Below are 20,801 nucleotides of genomic sequence, written 5' to 3' on the forward strand. Positions count from 1 at the left end.
GGGCTCGAACCCGCGAGCCCTGGTACGACAGACCGGTTGGAACCGATCGCACTACCGCTCCGCTGCCAAGCCAGGCATGACCCCGACCCGGATAAACTCAATGAAACTTAGTTAACGGCGTCTTTCAGTGCTTTACCAGCCTTGAAGCTAGGCTTGCGGGCAGCAGCGATCTGCAGTGCCTGACCAGTCTGCGGGTTGCGCCCGGTACGAGCTGGACGATCGGTAACGGAGAAGGTACCGAAACCAACCAGAACAACGGAGTCGCCAGCCTTGAGAGCGCCAGTGACGGATTCGATTACAGCGTCCAGCGCGCGGCCAGCAGCAGCTTTCGGGATATCAGCGGATGCAGCGACAGCATCAATCAGTTCCGACTTGTTCACTCTAAGTCCCCTTATATCTATTTGAGATGATTCTAAGTTTTTTTGGTGAAAGCAAAAACGAGTGCTGAATGGCCTACAGACACTTAAGAGCCGCTTTATAACAAGGGCTCTAAAAAACTGTCAAGGAAGCCCCCCAGGCAAATGCGTATTAATGCGTGCTAATTCTTTCCTTAGAGTCAGACTCTCGCTTCTCATCTTTCGCGACAATCTCCGGAGCCACATCCGGCAAGGGCTCCGGCGCGTATTGCAGCGCAATTTGCAGGACTTCGTCAATCCATTTAACCGGTTTGATCTGAAGATCCTGCTTGATATTGTCAGGAATTTCTTTCAGATCACGCACATTTTCCTCTGGAATGATCACGATCTTGATCCCGCCACGGTGTGCCGCCAGCAGTTTTTCCTTCAAACCACCAATGGCCAGCACTTGACCGCGCAGGGTGATTTCACCGGTCATGGCAACGTCGGCGCGCACCGGAATACCGGTCAATGCCGATACCAGGGCCGTGCACATGCCTACGCCGGCGCTGGGGCCGTCTTTGGGCGTAGCCCCCTCAGGCATGTGGATATGCGTGTCGCGCTTCTCATGGAAGTCCAGGGGAATGCCCAGGCTGCGGGCACGACTGCGGACGACCGTTTGCGCTGCAGTGATCGACTCGACCATCACATCGCCCAGGGAACCGGTCTTGATCAGTTGGCCTTTGCCCGGCACCACGGCGGCTTCGATGGTCAGCAATTCGCCACCGACCTGAGTCCACGCCAGGCCGGTCACCTGACCGATCTGATCCTGCTGTTCGGCCAGGCCGTAGCGGAATTTGCGCACGCCCAGGAAATGCTCCAGCAGGTCCGCAGTGACCTTGACCGCAAAGCGTTTTTCCAGCGCATGCTCCTTGACCGCCTTGCGGCAGACCTTGGCAATCTGCCGCTCCAGGCCCCGTACACCGGCTTCGCGGGTGTAGTAACGGATGATGTCGCGGATGGCTTCCTCATCGAATTCCAGCTCGCCTTTTTTCAGGCCGTTGGCCTGGATCTGCTTGGGCGAAAGGTATTTGACGGCGATGTTGATCTTCTCGTCCTCGGTGTAGCCCGGCAGACGAATCACTTCCATCCGGTCCAGCAGCGCCGGTGGGATGTTCATAGAGTTGGAGGTGCACAGGAACATCACATCCGACAGGTCGTAGTCGACCTCCAGATAATGATCGTTGAAGTTGTGGTTCTGCTCCGGATCGAGCACTTCGAGCAACGCAGAGGCTGGATCGCCGCGCATGTCGCTGCCCATCTTGTCGATTTCGTCCAGAAGGAACAGCGGATTGCGCACGCCGACCTTTGTCATCTTTTGAATCAATCTTCCTGGCATCGAACCGATATAAGTCCGGCGATGACCACGGATTTCCGCTTCGTCGCGCACCCCACCGAGGGCCATGCGCACGAATTTACGATTGGTGGCATGGGCAATCGACTCTGCCAGGGAGGTTTTACCGACCCCCGGAGGACCGACCAGGCACAACACCGGACCACGGATTTTCTTCACGCGTTTCTGCACGGCGAGGTATTCGAGGATGCGCTCCTTGACCTCCTCCAGGCCGTAATGGTCGGCGTCGAGGATGTCCTCGGCGCGAGCCAGGTCCAGACGCACCTTGCTCTGGGCCTTCCACGGCACCTGCACCAGCCAGTCGATGTAGGAGCGCACCACGGTGGCTTCAGCAGACATCGGCGACATTTGCTTGAGCTTGTTCAGCTCGGCCTGGGCCTTGGCAAGCGCATCCTTGGGCAAGCCCGCGGCATCGATGCGTTTTTTCAGCTCTTCGATTTCGTTATGGCCTTCGTCACCATCGCCCAACTCTTTCTGAATGGCCTTCATCTGCTCATTCAGGTAGTACTCGCGCTGGCTGCGTTCCATTTGTTTCTTGACGCGACCACGAATGCGTTTTTCGACCTGCAGCAGATCGATCTCGCCATCGAGCAACGCCAGCACGTGCTCGACACGGGCAGACAGATCGATGATCTCGAGGATTTCCTGCTTCTGCTCGATCTTGAGCGCCATGTGGGCGGCCATCGTATCGACCAGACGACCGGGCTCGTCGATGCTGTTGAGCGACGACAGCACTTCGGCCGGCACTTTCTTGCCCAACTGCACGTATTGTTCGAACTGGGACAACAGGCTGCGGACGAACACCTCCGACTCACGCTCGGGCACGTCGGCTTCGTCGATCAATGACACTTCAGCGCGGCAATGGCCGTTCGCTTCACTGAAGCGCTCGACCGCCCCGCGCTGCTCGCCTTCGACCAGGACCTTGACGGTGCCGTCGGGCAGCTTGAGCAGTTGCAGAACCGTTGCAATGGTACCGACGCGATAAAGTGCGTCTTCACCAGGATCATCGTCAGCAGGATTTCTCTGAGCCACCAGCAGAATCTGCTTGTCACCCGTCATCGCGGCCTCGAGGGCTTCGATGGACTTCTCGCGCCCCACGAACAGCGGGATAACCATGTGCGGATATACCACGACATCGCGCAATGGCAAGAGAGGCAATTCGATGGTTGTCTTCATGATTTCGCCTCAACGGCGGCCACAAGGCCGGAAACAGATGGAAGTAAGCTTGAAACCAAGATGGGGGCAGCCTTGAAAAAAAACAAGCGCTAAGGCAAATGCCAGACGGTTAAAAGAAATAAAAGCTGCACACAACTGTTGTGGCCCAAAAGCAAAGGGGCCCGAAGGCCCCCTCTTTGTTCCAGCAGCAGGACGCTTAAGCGTCCGGTGCGGCCTTGGCAGCCGGCTCACTGTTTTCGTAGATATACAGTGGCTTGGACTTACCTTCGATGACACTTTCGTCGATCACGACTTTACTCACCTCGGACTGCGAGGGGATTTCATACATCGTGTCGAGCAATACGCCTTCGAGAATCGAGCGCAACCCACGGGCACCGGTCTTACGCTCCAGGGCACGCTTGGCTACCGACTTCAGCGCGTCGGAACGGAACTCCAGGTCTACACCTTCCATTTCGAACAGCTTGGCATACTGCTTGGTCAGCGCGTTCTTCGGCTCGGTCAGGATCTGCATCAACGCCGCTTCATCCAGCTCGTCCAGTGTTGCCAGGACCGGCAGGCGACCGACGAACTCCGGGATCAGACCGAACTTGACCAGGTCGTCAGGCTCGACTTCACGCAGGGACTCACCGACCTTCTTGCCTTCTTCCTTGCTGCGCACTTCGGCGTTGAAACCGATGCCGCCGCGAGTGGAACGGTTCTGAATGACCTTTTCCAGACCCGAGAAGGCACCACCACAGATGAACAGGATGTTACGGGTGTCGACCTGCAGGAACTCCTGCTGCGGATGCTTGCGACCACCCTGGGGCGGAACGGAAGCGACCGTGCCTTCGATCAACTTGAGCAAGGCCTGCTGCACGCCCTCACCGGAAACATCCCGGGTGATGGACGGGTTGTCGGACTTGCGGGAAATCTTGTCGATTTCATCGATGTAGACAATGCCCATCTGGGCCTTTTCGACATCGTAGTCGCACTTCTGCAACAACTTCTGAATAATGTTCTCGACATCCTCACCCACGTAACCCGCCTCGGTGAGGGTGGTTGCGTCGGCGATGGTGAACGGAACGTTCAGCAAGCGAGCCAGGGTTTCGGCAAGCAGGGTCTTACCCGAGCCTGTCGGGCCGATCAGCAGGATGTTGCTCTTGCCGAGTTCGACCTCATCATTCTTTTTGTCACGCTGGTTGAGGCGTTTGTAGTGGTTATAAACCGCTACGGCCAATACCTTTTTCGCACGCTCCTGACCAATTACATATTGATCAAGGATGCCGCTGATTTCTTTAGGCGAAGGCAACTTATGCGCGCTGCTTTCGGCCTGGGCTTCCTGCACCTCCTCGCGGATGATGTCATTGCACAGGTCGACGCACTCGTCGCAAATGAAGACCGAGGGGCCGGCAATCAACTTGCGTACTTCATGTTGGCTTTTGCCACAGAAAGAGCAATAAAGCAGTTTGCCGTTGTCCTCGCCGTTGCGGGTGTCAGTCATTCGATCGATCCAAATCCGATAGGCTTGCAACACAAGATGAAGGCAATTGCGGGCTTTTTCAAGCCCGCAGGCGGCCGGTCATCCCAACCACCTGCATTTTGAGTGGCTTAGGCAGGCATTTGACGCTTGTTGATCACGGAGTCGATCAGGCCGTATTCGGCTGCACGCTCGGCGCTCATGAAGTTGTCACGCTCGGTGTCTCGCTCAATGGTTTCGAGGCTTTGACCGGTGTGATGAGCCAACAGCGAGTTCAAACGCGAACGAATGTGGAGGATTTCCTTGGCATGGATGTCGATGTCCGACGCCTGGCCCTGGAAGCCGCCCAATGGCTGGTGAATCATCATGCGCGAGTTAGGCAGGCAATGACGCTTGCCCGCTGCGCCGCCGGCGAGCAGGAAAGCACCCATGCTGCAGGCCTGGCCGATGCAGATGGTGGAAACGTCCGGCTTGATGAATTGCATGGTGTCGTAGATCGACATGCCTGCAGTCACCGAACCGCCAGGTGAGTTGATATAAAGATGGATATCCTTGTCCGGGTTTTCCGCTTCAAGGAAGAGCAGTTGCGCCGCAACCAGGTTAGCCATGTAGTCTTCAACGGGTCCGATCAGGAAGATGACGCGTTCCTTGAGCAGACGGGAGTAGATGTCATAGGCACGTTCGCCACGGGCGGACTGCTCGATAACCATCGGGACCAGGCCGCCTGCGGCCTGGATGTCAGAGCTCTGCTGATAAAAAGAATTGCGGGACATGTCTCGCAGTCACTCCCAAATAGTTATGTCTTGAATACGCATAAGCCAGCACGAAGGCTGGCTTATGGTGTGTATTTCTTACCGCAGAACGATCAATCGGCTTGTGGAGCTTCCACCGGCTTGACCGCTTCTTCGTAAGAGACCGCTTTATCGGTCACGCTAGCTTTCTGCAGAACAGTATCCACAACTTGTTCTTCGAGCACAACCGAACGGACTTCGTTCAGTTGCTGGTCATTCTTGTAGTACCAGGACACGACTTGCTCAGGTTCCTGGTAAGCCGACGCCATTTCCTGGATCAGCTCGCGAACGCGGGCTTCGTCAGGCTTGAGTTCAAATTGCTTGACCACTTCTGCAACGATCAGGCCCAGTACGACGCGACGCTTGGCTTGTTCTTCGAACAGCTCGGCCGGCAGTTGATCAGGCTTGATGTTGCCGCCGAACTGCTGAACAGCCTGCACGCGCAGACGGTTGACTTCGTTTTCCAGCAGGGCCTTTGGCACTTCGATCGGGTTGGAGGCCAGCAGACCGTCCATGACCTGGTTCTTGACCTTGGACTTGATGGCCTGACGCAGCTCACGCTCCATGTTCTTGCGAACTTCGGTGCGGAAACCTTCCAGACCGGTTTCCTTGATACCGAACTGGGCGAAGAACTCTTCGTTCAGCTCAGGCAACTTCGGCTCGGAAACGCTGTTGACGGTCACGGTGAACTCGGCGGCTTTACCGGCCAGGTCCAGGTTCTGGTAGTCCTCTGGGAAGGTCACGTTCAGAACGCGCTCTTCGCCGGCTTTCGCGCCGACCAGGCCATCTTCGAAGCCCGGGATCATGCGACCGGAGCCCAGCACCAGTTGGGTGGCCTTGGCGGAACCGCCAGCGAACACTTCACCGTCGACCTTGCCGACGAAATCGATGTTCAGTTGATCTTCGTTCTGGGCAGCGCGATCGGCCACTTCGAAACGGGTGTTCTGCTTGCGCAGGATGTCCAGCATCTTGTCCAGGTCGGCATCCGACACGTCAGCGCTCAGGCGCTCGACGGCGATGGATTCGAAACCGGCGACGGTGAACTCAGGGAATACTTCGAAGGTGGCGACGAATTCCAGGTCCTTGCCTTTTTCCAGCACTTTAGGCTCGACGGACGGAGCGCCGGCCGGGTTCAGCTTCTGCTCGACCACGGCTTCGTAGAACGAAGACTGGATCACGTCGCCCACGGCTTCCTGGCGTGCATCAGCTTCGTAACGCTGACGGATCACGCTCATTGGCACCTTGCCCGGACGGAAACCTGGGATTTTGGCCTTTTGGGCAGTCTGCTGCAGACGCTTGTTGACCTGAGTCTCGATGCGCTCAGCCGGCACGGTGATGCTCATGCGGCGCTCAAGAGCAGTAGTATTTTCAACAGAAACTTGCATGGATATTCCTCGTTGCACAGACGTTGGCCGGGCGTTTTCCGACCCCAGAATCAAGGGCATGCATTCTAGTAGGTCAAACTCAAGAAGTCACCCTACTGAAAACGGCTGGAAAACAGGCGCCGGCATTAGGAGCAAGGCAAACGGTCATGCCTCGCCCGGATTGCAAATACAATCGATCATTCCAGGGGCTCTGCGCCAACGCTTCTATATATAGAAGCGTGAACCTGCACACCCCTGACGCTGGACTCCGCCAGGAGACCAATGGGCATACCGCGCATCATCGCGAAACATAATCGCAACGCCCCATCGCCAAACCCGCCCCGAAACAAGGCAGGCAACAAACCACCTGAATGCCGAAAACAAAAACGGCGCAGTCCTTTTCAGGTACTGCGCCGTTCTCTGCTATTCAAATAGCGACTTGTATGGTGCGGACGGAGAGACTCGAACTCTCACACCTTGCGGCGCTGGAACCTAAATCCAGTGTGTCTACCAATTCCACCACATCCGCGTTTCAAGCTTTTAAAGCAAAGGCGCCAGATGGTTAGATCTGGCGCCTTTCTAGAATATGGGGTGGACGATGGGGATCGAACCCACGACAACGGGAGTCACAATCCCGTGCTCTACCAACTGAGCTACGCCCACCATATTGCCTTGTTGCGTTACTTGTGCCAAAGCTGCCTAATGGCGCACCCGGCAGGACTCGAACCTGCGACCATCCGCTTAGAAGGCGGATGCTCTATCCAGCTGAGCTACGGGCGCCTTTTTAATCTGTATTCTTTGACGACTACAAACTAAGTGCTTTCAGCTTTGCCGAGTTGAAACAACCAACTCTGCTCCACCTTCTTAACCAGTGCTAGGCTGTGCCCGACAAGTGCGACGAATGTTATAGACGGCCTGATAGGTCGTCAACTCTTTTTTAAAAAAAATTCATTTAATTAAAGGGGTTAGGGGAATTTGCAGACCAAGCGCCTTTGCCCTCACGTCCTGGCATGCGAGAATGCGCTCTCTTTTTTTCCCCTCTCGATGGTTAACCACGCGCAATGACTGCACAACTTATCGACGGCAAATCGATCGCCGCCAGCCTGCGCCAGCAGATCGCCCAACGCGTTACCGAGCGTCGCCAGCAAGGCCTGCGCACGCCCGGTCTTGCGGTGATCCTGGTCGGCAGCGATCCCGCCTCTCAGGTTTATGTCTCGCACAAGCGTAAAGACTGTGAAGAGGTCGGCTTCCTTTCCCAGGCCTACGACCTGCCTTGCGAAACCACCCAGCAAACACTGGCCGATCTGATCGATCGCCTGAACGATGACCCGAGTATCGACGGCGTTCTGCTTCAGCTGCCCCTGCCTGAACACCTCGACGCCTCCAAACTGCTGGAGCGCATCCGCCCGGATAAAGACGTCGACGGTTTCCATCCCTATAACGTCGGTCGCCTGGCCCAGCGCATCCCGCTGCTGCGCCCCTGCACCCCTAAAGGCATCATGACGCTGCTGGAAAGCACGGGCGTGGACCTTTATGGCCTCGATGCCGTAGTCGTGGGCGCGTCCAATATCGTTGGCCGGCCGATGGCCATGGAACTGCTGTTGGCCGGTTGCACCGTGACCGTGACCCACCGCTTCACCAAGGACCTGGCCGGCCACGTCGGCCGCGCCGACCTGGTGGTCGTGGCCGCCGGCAAACCTGGCCTGGTCAGGGGCGAGTGGATCAAGGAAGGCGCCATCGTCATCGATGTGGGCATCAATCGCCAGGACGACGGCAAGCTGGTGGGTGATGTGGTCTACGAGACCGCCCTGCCCCGCGCCAGCTGGATCACTCCGGTACCCGGCGGCGTCGGCCCGATGACCCGTGCCTGCCTGCTGGAAAACACGCTGTACGCGGCTGAAACGCTGCATAGCTGAGTTTCCCGGCGAAAGCGAAAACCTGTGGGAGCGAGCCTGGTGGGAGCGAGCCTGCTCGCGAAGGCGGCGTGTCAGCGATTTCATGGCTGACTGACACACCGCCTTCGCGAGCAGGCTCGCTCCCACCAGGCTCGCTCCCACATTGTTTGGCCCCCCTTCCATTAAACTTTATTTATTCTCGAGCCCCAGCGGTGCAGGCATGTAGCGCTGTTGTCGCCCATACTCATAAAATGCAGCGCTTTTTTCAAAAGCCGTTGCTGAACGGCCTCTTCAACTCTATCGAGTCTATTCGCGTGAACATCCGTCTTTCGATCTTCAGCCTGTTTTTCGCTTTTTCAGGCGCGCTTATCACGCAGAACATCAACGCGCAGGAAACCATCGCAGCCCCCCGGGATACGTCAAAGCTGCAAGTCGCTTCGGGCAGCGCGATGTTGCTGGACCTGCAGACGGATAAAGTCGTCTACTCCAGCAATCCGGACGTGGTGGTGCCCATCGCGTCGGTGACCAAGTTGATGACCGGGCTGATCGTGCTGGATGCCAGGCAGGACCTGAACGAGTACATCTCCATCACCATCACCAATACCCCGGAAATGAAAGGAGTGTTTTCCCGGGTCAAGCTCAACAGCGAACTGTCCCGTCGTGAGGTGCTGCTGATTGCGCTGATGTCCTCGGAAAACCGTGCCGCTGCCAGTCTCGCACATCATTACCCGGGCGGTTACGCAGCGTTCATCGCCGCCATGAACGCCAAGGCCAAGGCACTGGGCATGACCAGCACCCACTATGTCGAGCCGACCGGCCTGTCGATCCATAACGTCTCCACCGCCAGGGACCTGACCAAGCTGCTGATCGCTGCCCGCAAATACCCACTGCTCAGCGAATTGAGCACCACCAAGGAAAAGACCGTCACCTTCCGCAAGCCGGTCTACAGCCTGGGCTTTCGCAACACCGACCACCTGATCCACAAGGACAACTGGGACATCCAGTTGACCAAGACCGGCTTCACCAACCAAGCCGGTCACTGCCTGGTACTGGTGACGAAAATGGGTAATCGCCCAATGGCCCTGGTTATCCTCGATGCGTTTGGCAAATACACCCATTTCGCCGACGCCAGCCGGATTCGCAGTTGGGTGGAAACCGGCAAGAGCACCAACGTTCCGGCGGTGGCCATGCAGTACAAGGCGGCGAAGAATCTCAAGAGCCGCCAGAGCGGCGTGGTCGAAGCCTCCAAGTAATTGCAGCATTACCCGACTCGTCGGGCTTTTTTTCGCTCAATGCTTAAGGCCACCAAGCGGGTCATAAGCCTTGTCGCCGGGCTCGCCCTGCTTGTCTTTCTCGTCACGCGGGGCCTTGGCCGGCCCTATCGGATCGACTTGCGGATCATCGAGATCCGGAGAGTCCGGATCGAATCCCAGCTCATCATCAGCGGATGAATGCTCGGAAGAATGGGGCCCCGTGGGCGTATTCGACTGTGCCATGCCTGCCTCCTTCAATCATGGCCCGGACAGTCCGGACCCTGACGATAAGAGTTTCAGGCGTGCCGGGTCGTGCCCGGCAAGTGACGAACGGGGCACCCAATCAATGCGCCGCCCCCAGGGTCTTGGTGGCGCGGGCCGCCGCTTGCTCCTGCCCTGCCCCGGCCAACTCGTCCGCCGCTTTCAACCAGCGCTGCGGGTTGACGTTGGCCGGAAGCTGCGTGGGTCGCTGAAGCAGTACCGCCCAGCCGCCGGCATCCTTGAAGGCCGACTCGAACCCACTGAAGCTCATCAACAGCCGCCGGTTCATGCCCGAACGCAACAACACCGTGCGCTTCTGCCGGTTATAGCCGGCCAGAATCCCGTATCGAGGCCCGCCCCATAACGCCGCGCCCTCGGTGTAACGCAGCAACACCGGATTGCCCGCCGCGACCTGCTCCAACAGTGCCGGCAACTCACTGTCGAGGGGATACACCACCAACCCATACTCGCGCGCCAGGGTTTGCATATTCTGCTGCAAACCGGCTTCGCCACCTGGCAGGTGCAACGGCTTCTCCAGCAATCCCGGGGTGATCACCGTTCCTTGCGCGGTCAGCACCGCGGCCAGGGATTGCGGGGCACCCTGGTACATATCGCCGCGATAGAACGGCACGCTGTTGAGTTCCACCCGTTCGGGCAGGCGCTGGATCTGCGGCGACAGGCTGCCCGCGCAACCCGTCAGGGCCCCGAGGCAGGCGATCGCCAATACCAGTGATCGAAAAGAGGGAATGGCCGGCAACATGATGAGTCTCTAGTTCAGGTACCCGATAAACGGGCCAGGCTTGGGCCGTCGATCATAAAGCGCCCACTGACCCGGGTATAGCCTTAAACAGCAGTCTCGTTGCCGCAATAGAACCAACCGGTCGGTGATCGACGACCGCGACCGACTGCCTGCAACACTTGATCGACTAGACTGTCCATTGAACTGAGTGCGTTGCCCCGGATTGGGGCTGAGGGAGGCCCGCATGAGCCTGACAACGACAATTGTGATGCTGGTATTCAGCTGGCTGAGCGTAGCGGCGGCCATGCTGTGGGGCGTGCTGCGGATCACCCGTCGCCATCATCATCCGTCCCCATCGAGAACGGAAAAACCCGCAGAGCCCGCCCGGCACCACGCCGCCGCACACTGATCGCCTACTTTCAAAAAGCCATAAAAAAGCCGCCCGGGCTGGACCCGGGCGGCGGCTACCTGCCTGCCTGCAATCAGGCTTCGTTGCCCAACGCCTTTTGCCGGGCGCGACGGGCCATCATGTTCAACACCTCAATCGCAGCCGAGAACGCCATGGCAGCGTAGATGTAGCCCTTGGGCACATGAGCACCGAAGCCTTCGGCGATCAGCGTCATGCCGATCATGATCAGGAAGCCCAGCGCCAACATGACCACCGTCGGGTTGTTGTTGATGAACCGGGCCAGGGGCTCGGCCGCCAGCAGCATCACCAGTACCGACACCACCACGGCGATGATCATGATCGGCAAGTGCTCGGTCATGCCCACGGCCGTGATGATGCTGTCGATGGAAAACACCAGGTCGAGCATCAGGATCTGACTGATTGCGGCGGCAAATCCGAGGGTCACGCCGGACGTGGCCGACTTCGGATCGTTCGGCGCAGGGTCCATGCTGTGGTGGATTTCGGTCGTGGCCTTCCACAGCAGGAACAGACCGCCGGCGATCAGGATCATGTCCTTCCAGGAGAACGCCTGGCCGAGGATTTCGATGACCGGTTCCGTCAACTGCACAATGAACGCGATGGTGCTCAACAAGCCCAGGCGCAGGATCAGCGCCATGCCGATACCGATCCGCCGTGCCTTGACACGATGCTGTTCGGGCAGCTTGTTGGTCAGGATCGAAATGAAGATCAGGTTATCGATGCCCAGCACGATTTCCATGACGACCAGGGTCGCCAGGGCGATCCAGGCAGTGGGGCTGGCAGCGAGTTCTAAAAGGTATTCCATGGGTCAGTCCTGACTCGTTATGACGGGGTTAGATGGCTTGGGTGGAAGCCTTGGGTTTGTCGGCCTCATCTGCCGGTTCTTTCTTGGGGCTGATCAACCCGCCGGTGGCGTCGTTCAGTGCCTGCTCGGCCGCCTTATGGGTATCGTCGATGGCCTTTTTCGCCGTCTCAACCGCTTGCTCCTTCAACTGCTGAGCCAATTGTTCGGCGCTTTTTTCCGCCTGCTCACAGCCCACCAGGGCTATTGAAGACAGTGCCAGCATGGCTGCAAGACCCAGGGATTTGTATGTCATGGATAGATGCCTCTGAGGAAAAAACGGAGCACGAAGATGGCTCACCAATGGCCAGGCATTCTAGAGACGACAATACTTCAGGAAAATTCGTATTTTCAACGGTTATACTTCGGTTTTTACGAAGCTATGTGATCCCATGCTCAATTATCGACAGTTGCATTACTTCTGGGTGGTGGCCAAGACCGGCAGCATCGTGCGGGCTTGCGAGCAGTTGAACCTGACGCCACAAACCATCAGCGGGCAGATCACCCTGTTCGAGCAGACGTATAACATCAAATTGTTTCGCCGCGTCGGACGGCAACTGGAACTGACCGAAGCCGGCCGCCAGACGCTGCCCTACGCCGAGCACATGTTCCAACTGGGTGGCGAGCTGGAGCTGATGCTCCGGGCCCAGCCCAACGAACAGCAGACGCTGTTTCGGGTCGGGGTGGCGGACGTGGTGCCCAAGTCCATCGTCTATCGACTGCTGGCGCCGACCATGGAATTGAGCGAACCGCTGCGCGTCACCTGCCGCGAGGACAAACTCGAACGGCTGCTGGCGGACCTGGCGATCCAGCGCCTGGACCTGGTGATTTCCGACAGTCCGATGCCCAGCCACCTGGACATCAAGGGCTACAGTCAGAAACTGGGAGAATGTGGCATCAGCTTCTTCGCCACCGCCGCACTGGCCGAACGCTACGGGCAGGATTTCCCCCGGGGCCTGCAGGACGCCCCGCTGCTGATTCCCGGCCAGGAAACCGTGGTGCGTAGCCGTCTGCAACGCTGGTTCGCCGAGCAGCAGATCCAGCCACGCATCGTCGGTGAGTTCGACGACAGCGCGTTGATGCAGGCCTTCGGTCAGTCAGGCAGCGGGATTTTCATCGGCCCGAGCGTGATCGCCGAAGAGGTGAAGCGCCAGTACGGCGTGCAGGAGATTGGCCAGACCGACGCGGTGAGCGAGTCGTTCTATGCCATCTCCGTGGAGCGCAAGGTCAGTCATCCGGGGATCGTCGCGATTGCCGAAGGGGCGCGTCGCGAGTTGTTCCACTAGGCGCAGACGGGCCGGGGCTTGAAGGTCATCAGCAGCAATGCCAGCAGGATCGATACAAGGATGAACCCGGCCGCCGCAAAACCGACGCTGCCCAGGCCCAGGGTATCGATGACCCGCCCGCCGATCAGCGCCCCAAGGCCGATTCCCAGGTTGGCGCCGGCAATGTTCAGCGACGCCGCAAAGGCTGGCGCTTCGGGCGCAGCCTTCATCAGTCGCACATGGCTGACCAGGAACAGCGCGGCCTGGGTCACACCCCAGATCGCCATCGCTGCAGCCAACCACAGGGTCGAATGAATGCTCGGCACCAACGCCACCATGCCGCCGATCATGAACAGGCAGAACACCATCGACGCGATCAACGGATGCCGGTCCACCGCTCGACCACCCAGGGAATTGCCCAGCAGTCCCACGGCGCCGAAACCCATCAGGCACCAGCCCACCAGCGTGCCGTCGAACCCGGCGAGACGTTCGAGGATGTCGGCCAGGTAGGTGTAGGCGGTGAACATGCCGCTGAACACCAGGATCGACAGCAGCACATGGCCCTGCATCAACGGACTGCGCAGGATCTTGAACTGCGAGCGGAAACTGACTTGATGCAAGTGCAGGTTGGTTTTCGGCAGGTAGATGAACAGCAATAGCACTTTGGCGAAGGCGATGACCGCCAGGATGGCGAAAGCGCTGCGCCAGCCGAACGCATCGGAAATCAGCGTACCCACCGGGATCCCGAATACCGTGGCGCAGACAATGCCGAAGCCGATCCGGGCGATGGCGCGCCCGGCGTACTGCGGCCCGACGATGTCCACCGCCGTTTCGCTGGCCAGCGCCCAGAACACCGGCAGACCGAGGGCCGGGATCAACCGGGCAATGGCCATGACCCAGATATCGGGGGCAACGGCCGCCAATGTGTTGGCCAGGCCGAACATCAGCAGTACGCTGATAAACAGCCTGCGCCGCTCGAAACGGGCGAACCAGGCCGTCAGGAACGGCCCGAACGCCGCCACCGTAAACGCGAACAGCGTCACCAGCAACCCGGCTTGGGGAATGCTGACGTGCAGGTCGCGAGCGATGGAGGGCAGCAGGCCGACGATGATGAATTCCGTGGTCAGCACGGTGAAACCGGCGGCCGACAACAGGAAAATAGGTAACAACATGCAAAACTCCAGCAAAACGACAACACCAGCGTTGGCCCAAGGGCCCGCTGGGGGGATAGAGAGGTGAGAGGAGCAAAGCCTAACAGAATGTGGGCGACAGACAAATGTGCTTAAACACCTGGGTGACGGATCGTCACAGGTCCGTCAGATTCTTTACCGGGCTGTGCTAAAGTCCGCGCCCCGCAAACGTTGAACCTTTCTTCCGGTCCCGCTCACCTGGCCTGCCCGCTTGTTGCCCCGAACGTCGACCGTTGCTCACAACAAAAAATACATGGATGGCCGTTATGACTGCTTTATCCCCTTCCCTTTGGCATCGCTTCAAACGCACCAGCCTGGTGACACAAATCATCATCGGCCTGATCATCGGTATCGCCCTGGCCTGGCTGGCGCCGGACGCGGCGAAATCCACCGCATTCATCGGCAAGGTCTTCGTGTCCGCCCTCAAGGCCGTGGCCCCCATCCTGGTGTTCGTGCTGGTCATGGCGTCGATCGCCAACCATAAGCAGGGCCAGGAAACCCATATCCGGCCGATCCTGTTCCTGTACCTGCTGGGCACCTTCGCCGCGGCCGTGGTCGCGGTCGTTGCCAGTAGTCTGTTTCCATCCAGCCTGGTGCTGTCTACCCAGGACGTCGCCGTCACTGCCCCCGGCGGCATCGGCGAGGTGTTGCAGAGCCTGCTGCTCAGCGTGGTGGACAACCCGGTCCGGGCGCTGACCGACGGCAATTTCATCGGCATCCTGGCCTGGGCCATCGGCCTGGGCATCGCCATGCGCCATGCCGGCGAAACCACCCGCACCGTGCTCGACGACCTGTCCAACGGCGTGACGGTGATCGTGCGCCTGGTGATCAGCTTCGCCCCACTGGGGATCTTCGGGCTGGTCGCCTCGACCCTGGCCACGTCCGGTTTCGGCGCCCTGCTCGGTTACCTGCAACTGTTGACTGTGCTGATCGGCTGCATGCTGTTCGTCGCGCTGGTGGTCAACCCGCTCATCGTGTTCTGGAAACTGCGTCGCAACCCGTACCCGCTGGTGCTCACCTGCCTGCGCGAAAGCGGCATCACTGCGTTCTTCACCCGTAGCTCGGCGGCCAACATCCCAGTGAACCTGGAACTGAGCAAACGCCTGGGCCTGCACGAGGACACCTATTCGGTATCGATCCCACTGGGCGCGACCATCAACATGGCCGGCGCCGCCATCACCATCACCGTGCTGACACTGGCTGCGGTGCACACCCTGGGGATCGTGGTGGATGTGCCGACGGCGGTACTGCTGAGCGTCGTCGCGGCCGTTTGCGCCTGCGGTGCGTCCGGCGTGGCCGGCGGTTCGCTGCTGCTGATCCCCCTGGCGTGCAGCCTGTTCGGGATCCCGAGCGAAATCGCCATGCAGGTGGTTGCCGTAGGGTTCATCATCGGTGTCCTGCAGGACTCGGCGGAGACGGCGCTGAACTCGTCCACGGATGTGCTGTTCACCGCGGCGGCGTGTTTGGGTGAGGAAGAGAAGCTGGCTCGCACGGCATAACCGTTGCGGTGGATGCACCACCGTCATCGCGAGCAGGCTCGCTCCCACACTGGATTTGCGGTGTATCCAAAACCCTGTGGGAGCGAGCCTGCTCGCGATAGCGGAGGTACATCCGCCGAGGACATGACAGACAGTCACAAAAAAGCCCGGAACGGCTCACACCGTCCCGGGCTTTTTCATGCCAGCGGGTTTAGAACGCGCCCATGTAGTCGCGCTTGCCCACTTCCACGCCGTTATGACGCAGCAGCGCATAGGTGGTGGTGACGTGGAAGAAGAATTGCGGCAGGCCGTAGGTCAGCAGGTAGTTCTGACCGGTGAAACGCTTTTCCTTCGGCGTGCCCGGGCGGGTGACGATCTCGATGTTTTCCTTGCCATCGATCTGCTCGGCACTGATGCCGTCGATGAAGGCCAGTACCTTGGTGATCAGGGCTTGCAGATCGGCGAAGGTGGTTTCGCTGTCGTCATACTTCGGCACTTCAATCTCGGCCAGGCGAGCGGACACGCCTTTGGCGAAGTCCACGGCAATCTGCACCTGACGCACCAGCGGGAACATGTCCGGGTACAGGCGGGCTTGCAGGAAAGCGTTCGGGTCGATGTTTTTCGCAGTCGCGTGGGCTTCGGCCTTGTTCAGGACGTCACTCAGGGCGTTGAGCATCTGCTTGAAAACCGGGATGGAAGCGGCGTACAGGGAAATAGTCATGGCGATCTCATGCAGGTGAGAGAAAAGGAACACAGCAAACGGATGCGATTATAGCCACGGCTTGTTGCGCACCTTGTCTTTTATTGCGCAAGGATTAGGCTAGGCGGCTTCACAGCAGAGGGGACGCGCGATGAACATCGAAGAACAAGGCCAGGCCGAAGAACCACGGCTCAACAGCACGGAAATCCGCATCCTCGGTGCCCTGGTGGAAAAACAGGCCGCCAACCCGGAAACCTACCCGCTGACCCTCAACGCCCTGGTACTGGCCTGCAACCAGAAAACCAGCCGTGAACCGGTGATGAACCTCACCCCGGGCCAGGTCGGCCAGAGCCTGCGGGCGCTGGAAGGCCGCGGTTTTACCAAGCTGGTGATGGGCAGCCGCGCCGACCGCTGGGAGCATCGGGTCGACAAGGCCCTGGAACTGGTGCCGGCCCAGGTCATCCTGATGGGCCTGCTGTTCCTGCGCGGCCCGCAAACGGTCAATGAGCTGTTGACCCGCAGTGGCCGCATGCATGATTTCGAAGACACCGAGCAGGTGCTGCATCAACTCGAACGCCTGATTGCCCGTGGGCTGGCGCTGCTGGTGCCACGCCAGGCCGGCCAGCGGGAAGACCGCTACGTCCATGCCATGGGCGACCCGGCGGACATCGAAGCGATCCTCGCCGCCCGCCAGCACCCGGTGGAACGCAGTGCCGGCAGCGGCGTGTCGCTGGAGCGCATCGAAGAGCTCGAGGCGCGGATCGCGGCGCTGGAAGAACGGCTCGCGCGGCTGGAATAAATGCCCTATAGCCGCTGCGTAGGAGCCATGTAGGAGCTGTCGAGTGCAACGAGGCTGCGATCTTTCCCCCAACAATTGAGTCGAAAGCGAAAGATCAAAATCAAAGATCGTCCGAACGCGGCCCGAGCCTTCGCCAGCTCCTACGCAGACCGGGCAAACGCCACGGCTTTCTCAAACTGTTCCGGGCTCGGTCGCACGCCGGTATACAGCACGAACTGCTCCAGGGCCTGGATGGCAATGACTTCCAGCCCGGTGATGACCCGTTTGCCCTCAGCCCGGGCGCGCACGATCAGCGGCGTTTCCGACGGAATCGCCACTACGTCGAACACGGTCTCGGCCGCCGCGATGGCGTGGGGCTCGAACGCCAGCTGATCGGCTTCCGCCCCTCCGGCCATGCCGATCGGCGTGACATTGACCAACATCCGGGGCCGGTACTCGCCCAACCCGGCTTGCCACTCATACCCCAGGGACTCGGCCAGGGCCCGCCCGGCGGTTTCGTTGCGGGCGACGATCAGGCCCTGTTTATAGCCGCCGTCACGCAGGGCGCTGGCCACGGCCTTGGCCATGCCACCGCTGCCGCGCAGGGCAAAGGTCGAATCCTTGGGCACCGCATGGGTCTGCAGCAACTGGGCGATGGCAATGTAGTCGGTGTTGTAGGCCTTCAGATGGCCATCCGTGTTGACGATGGTGTTGATGGACTGGATCGCGGCGGCGGAGGCGTCCAGTTCATCGACCAGGGCGATGCAGGCTTCCTTGAACGGCATCGACACCCCGCACCCTCGGATGCCCAGGGCGCGGATACCGCCGACCGCACCGGGCAAGTCCCGGCTGCTGAAAGCCTTGTAATAGAAATTCAGCCCCAACTGCTCGTACAGGTGGTTATGAAAACGCAGGCCGAAGTTCCCGGGGCGGCCCGACAGCGACATGCACAACTGGGTGTCTTTGTTGGGATTGATTTGCATGTTTATTCCTTGCATTCACTTTCTGACAAGCGGAGTCACCGCCCGCCCGACCTTACACAATATTTACCCAACGGCGGTGCAAATCCTGAGAAAATCGTTGTCAGAGCAAGTACCCCGTGACCTTTTTACCGGTCTGTTACCAACGGGGCCAAAACGAGGAACCACCATGAATCGTAAACTCCCTGTCATCGCCCTGCTCGTGGGGGCACTCGCGGTCACCGGCCAGGCATCCGCCCATGGTCGCGGTGGTTGGGAGGGGCCCGCAGTGTTTGGTGCAATCGTCGGTTCGGCTATTGTCGGCTCGGCGCTCATCAACCGTGACCGGCCGGTGTACGTGCAACAACCGGTCTACGTCCAGCCGCAACCGGTTTATGTACAGCAACCTCCACCGGTCTATTACGAGCCACAACCGGTGTACATCGAGCGGCCTGTCTACTATCGCCCGGCACCGGTGTATTACGGGCCACCACGGGGCTACTACTACGGCCCGCCCCATGGCCATTACGGTCGTTGGTAACCGAATAAAAAACAGCCTGTGATTCGTCACAGGCTGTTTTTTATTATGTGAACACCACAAAACCTGTGGGAGCGAGCTTGCTCGCGATAGCGGAGAGTCAGCCGCCCATGATGTCGACTGACACGCCCAATCGCGAGCAAGCTCGCTCCTACAGGGGGCGGGTGGTGGACGCACAGATCGGACTCAACCCGATTGACTGTGGGAGCGAGCCTGCTCGCGAAGGCGGCAGTACAATCGACATCGCCGCAAACTGACCCACCGCTATCGCGAGCAGGCTCGCTCCCACAGGGGGCGCCGCTGATGCTCAGTTGGCAAAGTCAGACATGCTCGCTGCTTTTCAGCCGCACCGGCTCATGCTCCGCAGTCGAATGGGCAGGCTCTGCCAGCACCGGAATCTCATTGCCATCACAGTCATGCAGCTTGCCGTCGCTGAAGTAGTCGCCTTCACGCAACTTCGCCAGGTCCTGGTAGCGCAGCACCCGCTCGGTCCCGGCAGCAAACACTGACTGCTGGTCGGAGTTGCCTGCGGTGAAGTGGTTGAACGCCAGGTTCAGGACAATCGCCATGATCGCCGACGAACTGATGCCCGAATGGAAGATCGTTGCGAACCAGCTCGGGAAATGGTCGTAGAAGTTTGGCGCGGCGATGGGAATCATGCCGAAGCCGATGGAAGTGGCGACGATGATCAGGTTGACGTTGTTGCGGTAGTCGACTTTGGACAGGGTTCGAATGCCGCTGGCGGCCACGGTACCGAACAGCACGATACCCGCGCCGCCCAAGACCGAAGTCGGTACCGCAGCGATCACCCGGCCCATGAACGGCAACAACCCGAGCACCACCAGGAACACCCCACCCGTCGCCACCACGAAACGGCTCTTGATCCCGGTCACCGCCACCAGGCCGACGTTCTGGGCAAAGGCGCTCTGGGTGAAGGAACCGAAGATCGGCGCGATCATGCTCGACAGCATGTCGGCCCGCAGGCCGTTACCCAGGCGCCTTGAGTCGACCTTGGTGTCGATGATCTCGCCCACCGCCAGGATGTCGGCCGACGTTTCCACCAGGGTCACCATGATCACGATGCACATCGACAGGATCGCGGCGATGTGGAACGTCGGCATGCCGAAGTGGAATGGCGTGGGGAAGCCGAACATCGGGCCTTCGCTGACGGATGAAAAATCCGCCATGCCGAGGAACACCGCGATCACCGTCCCGATGACCATCGCCAGCAGAATCGACAAGCGGGAAATGGTCGCGCTGCCCATCTTGCTGAGCAGCAGCACCAGCACCAGCGTGACGGCGGCCAGGCCGATGTTGGCCATGCTGCCGAAGTCGGCCGCGTGACTGTTGCCGCCCATGGCCCAGCGCGCCGCCACCGGCATCAACGTCAGGCCAATGGTGGTAATCACGATGCCGGTAACCAGCGGCGGAAAGAAGCGGGTGATGCGCGAGAACACCGGCGTGATCAGCAAACCGATCAGGGAGGCGGCAACCACCGCCCCCAGGATGGCCTGGAAGCCCCCCTCCCCGCCAGTCCCGACGATCGCCACCATGGTCGCGACGCCCGAGAACGAAACACCCTGCACCAAGGGCAGTTGGCAACCGAAAAACGGCAGCCCGAGAGTTTGCAACAAGGTGGCCAGCCCCCCCGCAAACAATGACGCCGCAATCAACAGGCCGATGTCCGCCGATGACAGGCCGGCCGCCTGGCCGATGATCAGGGGCACCGCGACGATGCCGCCGTACATGGTCAATACATGCTGTAGGCCGTAAGCCATATTCGCGCCGACACCGAGGTTTTCGTCCTCGGGCCGTGGGAGTGAAACATGGGGCGTTTTCATGGTTCGCAGGTTCCCTGTTTTTTGTTATGGGCACACTGTATTCAAAACTCAGGACAAATGTCCATAGAGTTGTATACACTTTTCCCACAAGCAAATCAGC

At 59.5% G+C, this 20,801-nt stretch carries 20 protein-coding genes and 3 tRNA genes; 7 read left to right on the forward strand and 16 right to left on the reverse strand.

Features of this window, described 5'->3' with window-relative positions; translation table 11 throughout:
* Positions 1 to 107: 107 nt before the first annotated feature.
* From LOY67_RS18060 to LOY67_RS18095, 8 genes are all read right to left on the reverse strand, one after another.
* Positions 108 to 380: an HU family DNA-binding protein gene (locus tag LOY67_RS18060; protein WP_265063791.1), complete on the reverse strand. Its 273-nt coding sequence runs from the start codon at positions 378 to 380 to the stop codon at positions 108 to 110.
* Positions 381 to 528: 148 nt separating this feature from the next.
* The gene (gene lon / locus LOY67_RS18065; RefSeq protein WP_265063792.1) at positions 529 to 2,925 is read right to left on the reverse strand and encodes an endopeptidase La; all 2,397 of its coding nucleotides are present in this window, start codon (positions 2,923 to 2,925) and stop codon (positions 529 to 531) included.
* Positions 2,926 to 3,121: 196 nt separating this feature from the next.
* Positions 3,122 to 4,405: an ATP-dependent Clp protease ATP-binding subunit ClpX gene (gene clpX / locus LOY67_RS18070; protein WP_024778305.1), complete on the reverse strand. Its 1,284-nt coding sequence runs from the start codon at positions 4,403 to 4,405 to the stop codon at positions 3,122 to 3,124.
* A 107-nt stretch (positions 4,406 to 4,512) separates the two neighbouring features.
* A complete protein-coding gene (gene clpP / locus LOY67_RS18075; protein WP_003183177.1) occupies positions 4,513 to 5,154 on the reverse strand; it encodes an ATP-dependent Clp endopeptidase proteolytic subunit ClpP in 642 nt (213 codons plus the stop codon).
* 92 nt (positions 5,155 to 5,246) lie between these two features.
* Positions 5,247 to 6,557: a trigger factor gene (gene tig / locus LOY67_RS18080; RefSeq protein ID WP_265063793.1), complete on the reverse strand. Its 1,311-nt coding sequence runs from the start codon at positions 6,555 to 6,557 to the stop codon at positions 5,247 to 5,249.
* Between the two features lie 423 nt (positions 6,558 to 6,980).
* Positions 6,981 to 7,065, reverse strand: a tRNA-Leu gene (locus tag LOY67_RS18085).
* A 58-nt stretch (positions 7,066 to 7,123) separates the two neighbouring features.
* A tRNA-His gene (locus LOY67_RS18090) sits at positions 7,124 to 7,199 on the reverse strand.
* Between the two features lie 40 nt (positions 7,200 to 7,239).
* Positions 7,240 to 7,316: transfer RNA gene (locus LOY67_RS18095), tRNA-Arg, on the reverse strand.
* Between the two features lie 281 nt (positions 7,317 to 7,597).
* On the opposite strand from LOY67_RS18095, the gene folD reads away from it, so the two are divergent.
* Complete coding sequence (gene folD / locus LOY67_RS18100; protein WP_265063794.1) at positions 7,598 to 8,452, forward strand: bifunctional methylenetetrahydrofolate dehydrogenase/methenyltetrahydrofolate cyclohydrolase FolD; 855 nt, start codon at positions 7,598 to 7,600, stop codon at positions 8,450 to 8,452.
* Positions 8,453 to 8,745: 293 nt separating this feature from the next.
* Positions 8,746 to 9,684: a D-alanyl-D-alanine endopeptidase gene (gene pbpG / locus LOY67_RS18105; RefSeq protein ID WP_265063795.1), complete on the forward strand. Its 939-nt coding sequence runs from the start codon at positions 8,746 to 8,748 to the stop codon at positions 9,682 to 9,684.
* 36 nt (positions 9,685 to 9,720) lie between these two features.
* On the opposite strand, the gene LOY67_RS18110 is transcribed toward pbpG, so the two are convergent.
* A complete protein-coding gene (locus LOY67_RS18110) occupies positions 9,721 to 9,927 on the reverse strand; it encodes a DUF6021 family protein (protein WP_265063796.1) in 207 nt (68 codons plus the stop codon).
* Between the two features lie 100 nt (positions 9,928 to 10,027).
* Entirely contained in the window at positions 10,028 to 10,705 is a 678-nt protein-coding gene (locus tag LOY67_RS18115; RefSeq protein WP_265063797.1) for a peptidase C39 family protein, read from the reverse strand.
* A 223-nt stretch (positions 10,706 to 10,928) separates the two neighbouring features.
* Here LOY67_RS18115 and LOY67_RS18120 point away from each other — a divergent pair, with 223 nt between their 5' ends.
* Complete coding sequence (locus LOY67_RS18120; protein WP_265063798.1) at positions 10,929 to 11,093, forward strand: hypothetical protein; 165 nt, start codon at positions 10,929 to 10,931, stop codon at positions 11,091 to 11,093.
* Between the two features lie 73 nt (positions 11,094 to 11,166).
* On the opposite strand, the gene LOY67_RS18125 is transcribed toward LOY67_RS18120, so the two are convergent.
* Together LOY67_RS18125 and LOY67_RS18130 are read right to left on the reverse strand one after the other, a co-directional pair.
* Positions 11,167 to 11,916 (reverse strand): TerC family protein, encoded by a 750-nt coding sequence (locus tag LOY67_RS18125; RefSeq protein WP_265063799.1) that lies wholly within the window; start codon positions 11,914 to 11,916, stop codon positions 11,167 to 11,169.
* A gap of 28 nt (positions 11,917 to 11,944) precedes the next feature.
* On the reverse strand, positions 11,945 to 12,208 hold the full coding sequence (locus LOY67_RS18130; protein WP_265063800.1) for a hypothetical protein: 264 nt from the start codon (positions 12,206 to 12,208) through the stop codon (positions 11,945 to 11,947).
* Positions 12,209 to 12,344: 136 nt separating this feature from the next.
* Between LOY67_RS18130 and nhaR the strand changes: the two genes are divergently transcribed.
* Complete coding sequence (nhaR, locus tag LOY67_RS18135; protein WP_265063801.1) at positions 12,345 to 13,238, forward strand: transcriptional activator NhaR; 894 nt, start codon at positions 12,345 to 12,347, stop codon at positions 13,236 to 13,238.
* Here nhaR and LOY67_RS18140 read toward each other — a convergent pair.
* Positions 13,235 to 14,389: an MFS transporter gene (locus LOY67_RS18140; RefSeq protein ID WP_265063802.1), complete on the reverse strand. Its 1,155-nt coding sequence runs from the start codon at positions 14,387 to 14,389 to the stop codon at positions 13,235 to 13,237. The genes nhaR and LOY67_RS18140 overlap by 4 nt on opposite strands.
* Before the next feature lie 284 nt (positions 14,390 to 14,673).
* On the opposite strand from LOY67_RS18140, the gene sstT reads away from it, so the two are divergent.
* Positions 14,674 to 15,906, forward strand: coding sequence for a serine/threonine transporter SstT (sstT, locus tag LOY67_RS18145; RefSeq protein WP_265063803.1), 1,233 nt, complete (start codon positions 14,674 to 14,676; stop codon positions 15,904 to 15,906).
* Positions 15,907 to 16,096: 190 nt separating this feature from the next.
* Here sstT and LOY67_RS18150 read toward each other — a convergent pair whose 3' ends face one another.
* Positions 16,097 to 16,606 carry a DUF1993 family protein gene (locus LOY67_RS18150; RefSeq protein ID WP_265063804.1) on the reverse strand — a complete coding sequence of 170 codons (510 nt, stop codon included), beginning with the start codon at positions 16,604 to 16,606 and terminating at the stop codon, positions 16,097 to 16,099.
* Positions 16,607 to 16,736: 130 nt separating this feature from the next.
* On the opposite strand from LOY67_RS18150, the gene LOY67_RS18155 reads away from it, so the two are divergent.
* Positions 16,737 to 17,384 carry a YceH family protein gene (locus LOY67_RS18155; RefSeq protein WP_265063805.1) on the forward strand — a complete coding sequence of 216 codons (648 nt, stop codon included), beginning with the start codon at positions 16,737 to 16,739 and terminating at the stop codon, positions 17,382 to 17,384.
* 140 nt (positions 17,385 to 17,524) lie between these two features.
* Here LOY67_RS18155 and LOY67_RS18160 read toward each other — a convergent pair whose 3' ends face one another.
* Positions 17,525 to 18,346, reverse strand: coding sequence for a shikimate 5-dehydrogenase (locus tag LOY67_RS18160; RefSeq protein WP_265063806.1), 822 nt, complete (start codon positions 18,344 to 18,346; stop codon positions 17,525 to 17,527).
* A 166-nt stretch (positions 18,347 to 18,512) separates the two neighbouring features.
* Here LOY67_RS18160 and LOY67_RS18165 point away from each other — a divergent pair, with 166 nt between their 5' ends.
* A complete protein-coding gene (locus LOY67_RS18165) occupies positions 18,513 to 18,863 on the forward strand; it encodes a hypothetical protein (protein WP_041021191.1) in 351 nt (116 codons plus the stop codon).
* A 317-nt stretch (positions 18,864 to 19,180) separates the two neighbouring features.
* Here LOY67_RS18165 and LOY67_RS18170 read toward each other — a convergent pair whose 3' ends face one another.
* Positions 19,181 to 20,701 carry a nucleobase:cation symporter-2 family protein gene (locus tag LOY67_RS18170; protein WP_265063807.1) on the reverse strand — a complete coding sequence of 507 codons (1,521 nt, stop codon included), beginning with the start codon at positions 20,699 to 20,701 and terminating at the stop codon, positions 19,181 to 19,183.
* Positions 20,702 to 20,801 lie beyond the last annotated feature (100 nt).

It is taken from the genome of Pseudomonas sp. B21-056, from assembly GCF_026016325.1.
Classification (GTDB): Bacteria; Pseudomonadota; Gammaproteobacteria; order Pseudomonadales; family Pseudomonadaceae; genus Aquipseudomonas.

Bases quoted from the DNA above. Each gene is read 5' to 3' on its own strand.
- LOY67_RS18140 (WP_265063802.1), bottom strand. From the start codon at position 14,389: ATGTTGTTACCTATTTTCCTGTTGTCGGCCGCCGGTTTCACCGTGCTG.
- LOY67_RS18130 (WP_265063800.1), bottom strand. From the start codon at position 12,208: ATGACATACAAATCCCTGGGTCTTGCAGCCATGCTGGCACTGTCTTCA.
- lon (WP_265063792.1), bottom strand. From the start codon at position 2,925: ATGAAGACAACCATCGAATTGCCTCTCTTGCCATTGCGCGATGTCGTG.
- clpP (WP_003183177.1), bottom strand. From the start codon at position 5,154: ATGTCCCGCAATTCTTTTTATCAGCAGAGCTCTGACATCCAGGCCGCA.
- nhaR (WP_265063801.1), top strand. From the start codon at position 12,345: ATGCTCAATTATCGACAGTTGCATTACTTCTGGGTGGTGGCCAAGACC.
- LOY67_RS18120 (WP_265063798.1), top strand. From the start codon at position 10,929: ATGAGCCTGACAACGACAATTGTGATGCTGGTATTCAGCTGGCTGAGC.
- LOY67_RS18170 (WP_265063807.1), bottom strand. From the start codon at position 20,701: ATGAAAACGCCCCATGTTTCACTCCCACGGCCCGAGGACGAAAACCTC.
- tig (WP_265063793.1), bottom strand. From the start codon at position 6,557: ATGCAAGTTTCTGTTGAAAATACTACTGCTCTTGAGCGCCGCATGAGC.
- folD (WP_265063794.1), top strand. From the start codon at position 7,598: ATGACTGCACAACTTATCGACGGCAAATCGATCGCCGCCAGCCTGCGC.
- LOY67_RS18165 (WP_041021191.1), top strand. From the start codon at position 18,513: ATGAATCGTAAACTCCCTGTCATCGCCCTGCTCGTGGGGGCACTCGCG.
- LOY67_RS18150 (WP_265063804.1), bottom strand. From the start codon at position 16,606: ATGACTATTTCCCTGTACGCCGCTTCCATCCCGGTTTTCAAGCAGATG.
- LOY67_RS18160 (WP_265063806.1), bottom strand. From the start codon at position 18,346: ATGCAAATCAATCCCAACAAAGACACCCAGTTGTGCATGTCGCTGTCG.
- LOY67_RS18155 (WP_265063805.1), top strand. From the start codon at position 16,737: ATGAACATCGAAGAACAAGGCCAGGCCGAAGAACCACGGCTCAACAGC.
- clpX (WP_024778305.1), bottom strand. From the start codon at position 4,405: ATGACTGACACCCGCAACGGCGAGGACAACGGCAAACTGCTTTATTGC.
- LOY67_RS18125 (WP_265063799.1), bottom strand. From the start codon at position 11,916: ATGGAATACCTTTTAGAACTCGCTGCCAGCCCCACTGCCTGGATCGCC.
- LOY67_RS18115 (WP_265063797.1), bottom strand. From the start codon at position 10,705: ATGTTGCCGGCCATTCCCTCTTTTCGATCACTGGTATTGGCGATCGCC.
- sstT (WP_265063803.1), top strand. From the start codon at position 14,674: ATGACTGCTTTATCCCCTTCCCTTTGGCATCGCTTCAAACGCACCAGC.
- LOY67_RS18110 (WP_265063796.1), bottom strand. From the start codon at position 9,927: ATGGCACAGTCGAATACGCCCACGGGGCCCCATTCTTCCGAGCATTCA.